General features: G+C 68.5%; 10 protein-coding genes. 4 read left to right on the top strand and 6 right to left on the bottom strand.

All coding sequences use genetic code 11. From position 1 onward, the window contains the following. Positions 1–1,444, bottom strand: a 1,444-nt coding sequence (locus K340_RS34345; RefSeq protein ID WP_051266169.1) for an HNH endonuclease signature motif containing protein, incomplete at its 3' end; no start/stop codon positions are given. Between the two features lie 141 nt (positions 1,445–1,585). Next, positions 1,586–2,035, bottom strand: a complete 450-nt coding sequence (locus tag K340_RS29865; protein ID WP_169726912.1) for a MerR family transcriptional regulator — start codon at positions 2,033–2,035, stop codon at positions 1,586–1,588. Positions 2,036–2,113: 78 nt separating this feature from the next. Between K340_RS29865 and K340_RS0113270 the strand changes: the two genes are divergently transcribed. Further along, entirely contained in the window at positions 2,114–3,073 is a 960-nt protein-coding gene (locus tag K340_RS0113270; RefSeq protein ID WP_211229415.1) for an aldo/keto reductase, read from the top strand. Between the two features lie 40 nt (positions 3,074–3,113). Here the strand turns inward: K340_RS0113270 and K340_RS0113265 are convergent, their stop codons facing one another. After that, positions 3,114–3,737 (bottom strand): GNAT family N-acetyltransferase, encoded by a 624-nt coding sequence (locus K340_RS0113265; RefSeq protein ID WP_051266167.1) that lies wholly within the window; start codon positions 3,735–3,737, stop codon positions 3,114–3,116. Between the two features lie 135 nt (positions 3,738–3,872). On the opposite strand from K340_RS0113265, the gene K340_RS29860 reads away from it, so the two are divergent. From K340_RS29860 to K340_RS0113250, 3 genes are read left to right on the top strand one after another with little or no spacing between them, the layout of a single operon-like run. Then, positions 3,873–4,616 carry a TetR/AcrR family transcriptional regulator gene (locus K340_RS29860; RefSeq protein WP_084614403.1) on the top strand — a complete coding sequence of 248 codons (744 nt, stop codon included), beginning with the start codon at positions 3,873–3,875 and terminating at the stop codon, positions 4,614–4,616. Continuing rightward, positions 4,616–4,906 carry a cupin domain-containing protein gene (locus tag K340_RS34340; protein WP_029137072.1) on the top strand — a complete coding sequence of 97 codons (291 nt, stop codon included), beginning with the start codon at positions 4,616–4,618 and terminating at the stop codon, positions 4,904–4,906. The genes K340_RS29860 and K340_RS34340 overlap by 1 nt, the downstream gene beginning before the upstream one ends. Then, positions 4,903–5,520 (top strand): DUF4865 family protein, encoded by a 618-nt coding sequence (locus K340_RS0113250; protein ID WP_211229414.1) that lies wholly within the window; start codon positions 4,903–4,905, stop codon positions 5,518–5,520. The genes K340_RS34340 and K340_RS0113250 overlap by 4 nt, the downstream gene beginning before the upstream one ends. A 234-nt stretch (positions 5,521–5,754) precedes the next feature. Here the strand turns inward: K340_RS0113250 and nadC are convergent, their stop codons facing one another. From nadC to nadA, 3 genes are all read right to left on the bottom strand, one after another. Next, positions 5,755–6,606 carry a carboxylating nicotinate-nucleotide diphosphorylase gene (gene nadC, locus K340_RS0113245; protein WP_029137070.1) on the bottom strand — a complete coding sequence of 284 codons (852 nt, stop codon included), beginning with the start codon at positions 6,604–6,606 and terminating at the stop codon, positions 5,755–5,757. 80 nt (positions 6,607–6,686) lie between these two features. Beyond that, positions 6,687–8,366, bottom strand: coding sequence for an L-aspartate oxidase (locus K340_RS0113240; RefSeq protein WP_029137069.1), 1,680 nt, complete (start codon positions 8,364–8,366; stop codon positions 6,687–6,689). Further along, positions 8,363–9,364: a quinolinate synthase NadA gene (nadA, locus tag K340_RS0113235; protein WP_029137068.1), complete on the bottom strand. Its 1,002-nt coding sequence runs from the start codon at positions 9,362–9,364 to the stop codon at positions 8,363–8,365. Before nadA ends, K340_RS0113240 begins: the two co-directional genes overlap by 4 nt.

The following is a 9,364-nucleotide window of genomic DNA, read 5'->3' as shown; positions in this document are numbered from 1 at the left end:
CACCGGGATCGGGGTCACCGGAGTTGGTGTCGCCGGAACCAGCCCGGCTCGAGTCGGGGTCGTCGGACTGGGTGTCGGCAGGGCCGGCAGTCCCGGTGAAGTGCCCGCCAGCGGTGAACAGGTGGTTCCGGCGGGGCCGCTGGGCCGGATCCAGCCATCTGGGCGGGATGAACTCCGGGCGGCCGTCCGCGGCCATCCGACACACCCACCTGCCCAAGTGGATCTCCGTGTGATGGAACCCGCAAATCAACACCCCGTTCTCCAACACCGTCAAACCACCATCGGCCCAGAAAACGATGTGGTGCGCATCGCACCAACCAGCCGGGGTATCACAACCGGGCCAGGCACAGCCCGCCCCATCACGGACCACCATCGCCCGCCGCAACGCCGGCGGGAACGACCGGGCCTTCGCCCACGCCTCCAGCGGCAGATCCGTCGATCCCAGGACCAGCGGCTGCACATCCGCATCACAGGTCAACAACCGGGCGATCCGCACCGACACCGTCCCGACAAAATCCAGCGTCGCGACCCCCAGCCCAGAAGCCAGCTCGGCCAGCCCGACCGTGACCGTCGCCTGCGGACGCACCCCACCACTTTTCGGCCCCGCACCGGCCTTCAAGAACCGCCGACACACCTCGACCAGCGCCTGCCCCCGCCGCACCCCCGCCGGCCGCAGGTCCGGCAGATCCGCACCCGCCGGCCGCGGTTTCGCCAGCGACTCGACCGCCTGCCGCAGCCACTCGATGCCCAGGTCGTCCAACAAACCACGAAACGGGGTCAACCCATCACCGCGGCGGGTTCCGATGGTCAGCTCGACCCGATCCGTCGCATCCAGATCGTTCAACGACCCGTCCGGATCGGTGATGTTGCGGACCTGCTCGGCGACATCCTTCAACCGGTTCGCGTCCCGGTCCCTGGCCGCCTGCACCAACACCCGCTCACACAACCGCCGCAACTCGACGTCGACCTTGTTCGGGATGCCCCGCATCGTTGTGATGATCACCCGGCTGTGATCGAACCCGACCTCGCCGGCCGCGATCGCCGCCGCCAACTCCGGCAACACCGCCGCCGCCCCCACATCCGGGTCCGTCGCCGAGGGGGCTACCTCTTCGGCGGTGGCTTCCGGCGCCAGAATGCTCTGCGCGGCCAGCACCCGGCCCCGCGCCTCCCCCGGCGTGATCGACAACAACTGGCTGAGCAGCTTCGATGTCGAGGACACCGCATGCGACTTCGCGACCCCGCGGTCCTCCAACTCCGCCGCCAACCGTACCTGCACACCAAAAGCGCTCCGCAGCAACGCCTCCACCTGCTGCGTCGCCGACAACAAACGGTCCTCACCCAACCGCCACCACGGCAAATCCCGCAAACCCTCCACCACCGCGGCACCGGAGGCGAGCAGCTCATCGAGCTCTCCCACCGTGTCCGCGCCCCAGGCCTTCCCCATACCAACGACCCTAGAACGAGGCACCGACAGTGCCCTTGAATCGAGCGGCCGGCCTGCCCGGTGGACCAGGCGTGCTTGAACATCCTGCGGTGGCGTCCGCTGCGACCATCGACAATCTGCGGCACTGCAGCCGAAGTCCAGCTACCAGGAGCCCCCAACCTGCCCAGAGATCTGCGGTTCGTCAGTCATCGCGCCGGCCCCACTCGTCTGCGCTTCCTCCTGCACCGACCGCTCGATTTCGAGCAGACCCTCGTAGTAGGCGATCTTGTCGCGCAAGTGGCGCTGTTGCTGATGCAGCAGCTCGATCTGCTGCGACACCGCCTCGTCGTGATCTGCGAGCGTGTGCATGCGTTCTTCCAGGGATCCGTCGTTCAACGCCAGCTCGGCGTAACGCCGCATCGCCGCGATCGGCATCCCCGTGTCCCGCAGGCATTTGAGCACCTCGAGCCATTCGAGGTCGGCATCGCTGAACATCCGGTGTCCGCCCGCGTCGCGCTGGATGTCGGCCAACAGGCCGATCCGCTCGTAGTAGCGAAGCGTCTCGATCGTGAAACCGCTGCGCTGCACCGTCTCTGCCGGGGTGTATGTCACGTCAGCAATGATGCACCCCGGGATGAGATGTGTCACTGTGCTTGACCTGCAGCGCGCTACAGCACCGACAGTTGCCTGGTGACCACTTCACCCATCAGCGAACGCCTTGCCCTCGGGGCGATGCTGTTCGGCACCCGCACTGACGAAGCCACCTCCTTCGCACTGCTGGACCGATACCTGGACGCCGGTGGCGTCTGGATCGACACGGCGGACTGTTACTCGTTCTGGGAGGACCCAAGCGGACACGGGGGGCAGAGCGAGCTCACCCTTGCCCGCTGGCTCAAGGCACGCCCCGGGGTGCGCGACCGTGTCAAGATCGCCACCAAAGTCGGCTGCGAGCCCCTCTACCCCGGCAGCTATCCCGAGTCATCGGAAGGCCTGAGCGCCGACACCGTTGCCGCAGGGATCCGCCGGAGCCTGGAACGGCTCGGACTCGACCATGTCGACCTGTACTGGGCGCACCGTGACGACCGTAGTTCCGACCTCGCAGAGACGGTGTCGGCCTTCGGCGCGCTCGTCACCGATGGACTCGTCGATCGCTGGGGCTACTCGAACACCGCGGTCTGGCGCGTCGAACGCGCGCGATCGTTCGCTCTGAACGCGGGGACGGCCGCACCAACGGGATTGCAATTGCGGTACAGCTATCTGCAACCGCGTCCGATGGTGCGGGACAACGATCACGATCATCGGTTCGGTTGGACCACCGACGAGACTCTGGACTACGTCCAGTCCAACCCCGAGTTCGCACTCTGGGCGTACTCGCCACTGATGTCGGGCGCGTACGACCGGGCCGATCGTGCCGTCTCATCGGCGTTCGAGCATCCAGGCACCGATCGGCGGCTCGCGGCACTGGATCGCGCCGCCGGGCAACTAGGCACAACGCGCAGCGAGATCGTTGTGGCGTGGATGACGGGCGGCGCTCCGGCCATCTCCCCGATCATCGGGGTCGGTAGCATCCGGCAGCTCGAGATCGCTGTCCGCGGGGCAGCACTCAAGCTTCCGGACGAGATCAGGCGCGACCTCGACGCACAGTGGTGATCGGGCCAGCCGATGCAGCCGGTTCAGCCCACTGACTCCGTCATTTCGGGGCGGTGCCGCGCCACTCGTTCGCCAGGATCGCCATCATGATTTCGTCGGTGTACTGCCCGTCGAAGCGAAACGCGTCCCGCCGCACGCCTTCGACCACGAATCCGACCTTTTCGTAGGCGCGCTTGGCCCGTGGGTTGAAGGCGAACACGTCCAGGCCGATCCGGTGCAACCCCAGCTGCTCGAATGCGTAGCCGACAATGAGTTTCGCCGCCTCGGTCCCCAGCCCGCGACCACGCCCGGGCGGGCCGAACAGCGTGCGGAAGTTGCAGCTGTTGGCCTCCGGATCCCAGAGATTCAGCACCACCTCGCCGACGAGCTCGCCGGAGACGTTGTCGACCACTGCCAGATCCAGCCGGTCGTCCTGCGCGGCCCGGGTGCCGTACCACTGGTAGGTCTTCTCGTCCGGTTCACTCGATGCGGCCTGCGCGTCGGCACTCGAGGTCGCACTGCCGGTGAACTTGATCAGCTCGGGATCGGCCATGATCGCCGCCATGCCGACCGCGTCCTCGCGGGTGAACGGCCGCAGGGTGACCAGCCGGCCGATCAGCGTCGGCTTGACCGCCCAGTCCGACCGGGTCGGCCCATCAGAAATCGGTCCATCGGAATCTGTCATCCGTGAACGATATCGCCGCGGCGAAGCTCGTTTCCCTCGACAGCCGACGACCGATCGGAACCTGGCAGCCACCGATGCCGCGCTCGGACCGAATATCTGCTTGCTCCAGCGTTTGTAACTACTAGTATGTACGCCATGCCAGCGAAGAAGGCGAACGACGCCGATGACGACGCGCGGACCAGGCTGATCAACGGCACCAGGGAACTGCTGTGGGAACGCGGGTACGCGGCCACCAGCCCCAGCGCGATCATGCGGCGCGCCGGCGTCGGTCAGGGCTCGATGTATCACCACTTCGCCGGGAAGGAGGATCTCGCGGCAGCGGCTTTCGCCGATGCCGCGGACCACACCGTCGAGCGTGCCGAGAAGGTCCTGAACGGACCTGGCAGCGCGCCCGACCGACTCCGCGGATATCTGCTACGGCAACGCGACGTGCTCCGCGGTTGTCCGATCGGCCGGATGGCGCAGGATCCTGAGGTGCTGGCGAGCGACCCATTGAATGAGTTACTGCACAACGCCTTCCAGCGGATCCGCGAACAGGTCACTGCTGTCGTCGGACAGGGCCAGCGGGCCGGCGAGTTCCCCGACGACCTGAATGCCGCGGAGCTTGCCGACATGGTCCTGGCGGTGGTGCAGGGCGGCTACGTGTTGGCCAGGGCACAGGGCAGGCCGGCGCCATTCAACCGGGCCGTCCGCGGTGCGGCCGCGCTGATCGGCATCGCCGCGGCAGATCCACCGACTGCGGCAGCCGCCCCGGGAGCATCCACCGACGATCCGACCGCGTCCGTCGACCACCGTCGACGGCCGGCCGAGTCCGTCGACCACCGTCGACCTTCAGCCGCTGCGCGACCTCCAACCGAAGCCGACAGATCGGAGAACTGATGCATGCCATCGACTTCACACCCAGAGCCTTCGCCAACGATCCACGGTTCACCGGCGTCGTCAAGGGTGTCGATCACTCCCCCGCCTCCGACCGTCGGTTGCATGCGTTCGCTGTTGCCTCCGAACCCGGGACAGCGGTCTGGACGGAGCCCGGAGAGGAGCACTGGCACGGCGCGCTGCCCGGGACCTCGATGACCCACATTGCCGTGCAGACGGCGGATCCCGCACAGGCAGAGGTGATCTGGCTCGAGCCCGTCGCCGATGCCACGGCCGGAGCGGACCGACCATGAACTCGGCGAATGGCGCGAATCACTGGATGATGCAGTACCCGATCACGTTGCCCGCCGACTACGACATGCAGATCATCCGCCACCGGGTGGCCACCAAGGGCTCGGCGCTGGACGGCCGGAACGGGCTCGGGTTCAAGGCATACGCGATCCGCGAGCGCGGCATCGCCGGTTCCGAGGTCAACCAGTACGCGCCGTTCTACCTCTGGTCGTCAACCGCTTCGGCGGCCGACTTCCTGGCCGGCCCCGACGCGCTGTTCCGGGGCATCGTGACGTCCTTCGGCCGGCCGCGGGTACGCAACTGGCTGCCGGTAGCGGTGTCGAGCGGGCCGACCGCCGCAGCTGACGTCCGGGCGGCTCGGCTGTGGACCCGCGCGATCCCCCCGGGCGAGGACTTGTCCACTGCGGCAGCCCGATTGACCACGGACACGAGCACGCTTGCGGCGCAACCGGCGGTGCATCGGGTCGCGGCGGGCATCGATCCGAACGAGTGGCACGCGGCGCTTTTCGTCACCGCGACCGAGTCGCTGCCGGAGTCGGCTAGCCCGACCGACCGGGACGGAGCCATTCTGGAAGGCTTTGAGGTGTTGCACGTGAGCGAAGGTCCGACGACATGATCCATCGGTTCGCCCGTACCGTGCTCGGTGACAGCCCGGTCGAGAACCTCGGTCTGACGTCGTCCAGTGGACACCCGCCGGACTCGGACGACGGTTGGCCGACGTCGCCGAGCCGGCGGAGCGGCGTCGCGTTGATCGCCGCGACGGGTCGGAATCGGGCGGTTCACTACCCGCGGGACGCGGCCACCGAGCCGGTGGACGAGCTGACCCGGCGGATCATCGCCGACCTGCCGCTCAGAACTCCTCGAGGTCCATTCCCAGGTCCAGGATCGGCGCGGAGTGGGTGAGCGCCCCGACCGACAGGTAGTCGACGCCGGTCCCCGCGACGGCGCCCGCACTGCTCAGGGTCAGCCCGCCCGAGGCCTCGAGCTCCACTCCCGGGTACTCAGACCGGGTGCGACGCACCGCTTCCGCGGTCTGTTCCACGGTGAAGTTGTCCAGCAGGATCAGCGTCGCACCGGCGGCCAGTGCCTCGTCCAGCTGGTCCAACGTGTCGACCTCGACCTCCAGGACGACGTCGGGGCGCAGCGCCCGTACCGCCTCGATCGCTGCCGTCACCGATCCGGCGGCCAGCACGTGGTTGTCCTTGATCAAGGCGGCATCGCCCAGGCTCATCCGATGATTGACGCCACCGCCGCAGGTCACCGCGTACTTCTCCAGTGCCCGCAGCCCCGGCAGGGTCTTGCGCGTATCGCGGACCCGGGCGCCGGTACCGGTCACCGCGTCGACCCAGGCACGGGTGACCGTGGCAATGCCGGACAAGTGGGTGAGGATGTTCAGCGCGGTGCGTTCGGCCGTCAGCAGTCCCGCGGTAGGGCCGGCGACGATCAGCGCCGCTGAGCCAGGGGTCAGCGCACTGCCGTCAGCCATCGACTCGCGCACCTCGAGGCGGTCGCCGACCACCCGCCGGAACACCGCCAGCGCCGCATCGACGCCCGCCAGCACCCCCGATTCCCTGGCAACCAGCGCGGCCACCGCACTGGCCCGGTCCGGAACCGTTGCCAGGGTGGTGATATCCGCGCCGTCGACCAGATCTTCGGCCAACGCGGTGTCGATCACCCGTTCCAGCTCTGTACGGTCCGGCACCGTCCGCTTTCCGTCCGACGCCGGCCGACCCGGGAAGCCGATCGTCCCGACTGTCGCGCGGGTGGTTCCGATAGATGCGTTCACGATGCCACGGCCTCTCGCAGGTCGGCGACGACGAAGGCGCCGTCGTCCAGGGTCAGGGAGATCGGCTGGGCCCAGCCGAGCAGGCGTTCCGGATGATCCAGCCGGACGTGGCAGCCCCGCGATTCGGTGCGCAGCCCGGCAGCGGCGATCACGGCACCGGCGGCCAGCACCAGGTTGGCGGTTTCGAGGCTGTCCCGCAGCTCCAGCGCCGCGCTGTTCCGCTCCGGCGACGACGGTGCCTGTGACGACGGTGCCTGTGACGACGGTCCCGAACTCGATGGCGCCGGGAGTGCCGAGGTGGAGACCGCCGGTACCTCGATGGCGGCCAGCCCCGCCCGGTCCCGGCCGATCCCGGCAAACCTGCTCAGCTGGGCCTGCAGTTCGGTCCGGCTCCGCGGATCCGCGGTGGTGACCGCCGATACGTCAACGGCTTCGGCGGATCGGGCGGGTCCGGTCGCTGCTGAGATCCCGACGATGTCCTCGGCCGCTCGTTCGCCCATCACCAGCCCCTCAAGCAACGAGTTGGATGCCAGCCGGTTCGCCCCGTGCAGGCCGGTGCGGCCGACCTCACCCACCGCGTACAGGCCGGCGACCGAGGTTCGTCCGCGCAGATCGGTCTCGACACCGCCGCAGTGGTAGTGCGACGCCGGGGCCACCGGAATCGGCGCTGTCGCCGGGTCGATGCCGGCCGCGGCGCAGGAGGCGGTGACGGTCGGGAACCGGCGGTCGAAATCGTCGACCATGGTGGCGTCCAGGAAGACGTGATCGTCGATACCGCCCGGGTTCTCGGCCATTCGGCGGGTGATGGCCAATGCCACCACGTCACGCGGGGCCAGATCCTCGAGCGGATGGATCCCGGCCATCACCCGATGGCCGGCACCATCGATCAACAACGCGCCGGCTCCACGGACCGCCTCGCTGACCAACGGCCGCTGCCCGCCGGCCACTCCGGCGGCCCCGACGGATGCGAACAACACCGTCGGGTGGAACTGGATGAACTCCACGTCGGCCACCGAAGCACCGGCGCGCAGCGCCATTGCCAGGCCATCGGCTGTCGCCACCGACGGATTGGTGGTCGCCGCGAAGAGCTGCCCGCATCCGCCGGTGGCCAGCACCGTCGCGCCGGCCCGGATCAGGCCGACCCGACCGTCCGGGTCCAGCACCGAGATGCCGCGGGCGGCGCCGTCATCGTCACGGAGCACGTCGAGGGCGAAATGCCCGGCAAGCACCGCGGGCAGACCAGGAGCGGCCAGCAGGGCCCGCTCCACCTCGGCCCCGGTCGCGTCACCACCGGCATGAATGATCCGATCCCGGTGGTGCCCACCCTCTCTGGTGCGCAGCAGCCCGAACGGACCGGTGTCGAACCTGGCCCCGAGCGCCCGCAGTTCGGCGACCGCCGACACCCCCTCGGTGACGATCGCCGCCGCCGCCACCGGATCCGTCAGACCGGAGCCGGCAACCAGGGTGTCCTGCAGATGCGCGGCGACGCTGTCGCCGCTCGCGCTGTCCACCACTGCGATGCCGCCCTGCGCCCACCGGGTGCTGCCTTCGTCGACCGCACTCTTGGTGACCACCAGCACCCGCAGCCCGGCGGCAGCACACCGCCGCGCGGTCGTCAGCCCCGCGACACCCGACCCGACCACCACCACGTCGGCGGTGGCCGCCCAGGCCGTCATTCGCTACTCGCGTTGCCGGGTGTGCCGATGGCGATCATCCGCTCCACCGAACGCCTTGCCCTGGCGGCGATCTCGGCGTCGACAACGACTTCGTCGGTGCCGGATCGCAGGCTGCGCAGCAACTTGTCGGGAGTGATCATCTTCATGTAGCGGCAGGACGCACGCTCGTTCACCGGCCGGAAATCGACGCCGGGTGCCGCCTTGCGCAGCTGGTGGATCATCCCGATCTCGGTGGCGACCAGCACGCTGCCGGACTTCTTCGAAGCGGCCTGTTTCACCATGTCCCCGGTTGACAGGATCTTGACCCGCTCGGCCGGCACCGCACCGGTTCCGGCCAGGTACAAGGCGCTGGTGGCACATCCGCATTCGGGATGTACATAGAGCTCAGCCTCCGGATCCGCCGCGGCCCGATCGGCGAGTTCGGCTCCGTTGATGCCGGCGTGCACATGGCATTCGCCGCCCCAGACCTTGATGTTGTCGCGCTTGAGCACCCGACGTACGTGGGCGCCGAGGAACTGGTCCGGGCCGAACAGCACCGGGGTGTCCGCCGGGATCGACGCCACCACCTCGACCGCGTTGGACGACGTGCAGCAGATGTCCGTCTCCGCCTTCACCGCCGCAGTGGTGTTGACGTAGCTCACCACCACTGCGCCGGGATTCTCCGCCTTCCATTCGCGCAGTTCGTCGGCGGTGAGCGAATCAGCCAGCGAACAACCCGCACGGGCATCGGGAATCAGCACGGTCTTGTCCGGCGACAGGATCTTCGCCGTCTCGGCCATGAAGTGCACGCCGCAGAACACGATGGTCGATTGTGGGGTCTGCGCAGCGATCCGGGACAGCTGCAGCGAATCGCCGACGAAGTGCGCGGCATCCTGGATCTCGGGGAGTTGGTAGTTGTGTGCCAGGACAACGGCGTCGCGCCGGTCCGCGAGCGCGCGTACCTCATCGCGGAACGCGGCGGCGGTGTCGGCCACCGCAACTGCAGTGCTTCGAGTCAT

It is taken from the genome of Nakamurella lactea DSM 19367, from assembly GCF_000426645.1.
GTDB classification, from domain to species: Bacteria; Actinomycetota; Actinomycetes; order Mycobacteriales; family Nakamurellaceae; genus Nakamurella; species Nakamurella lactea.
The sequence above is the reverse complement of the archived record's forward strand: the minus strand, read 5'-3'. Positions and strand labels throughout refer to the sequence as shown.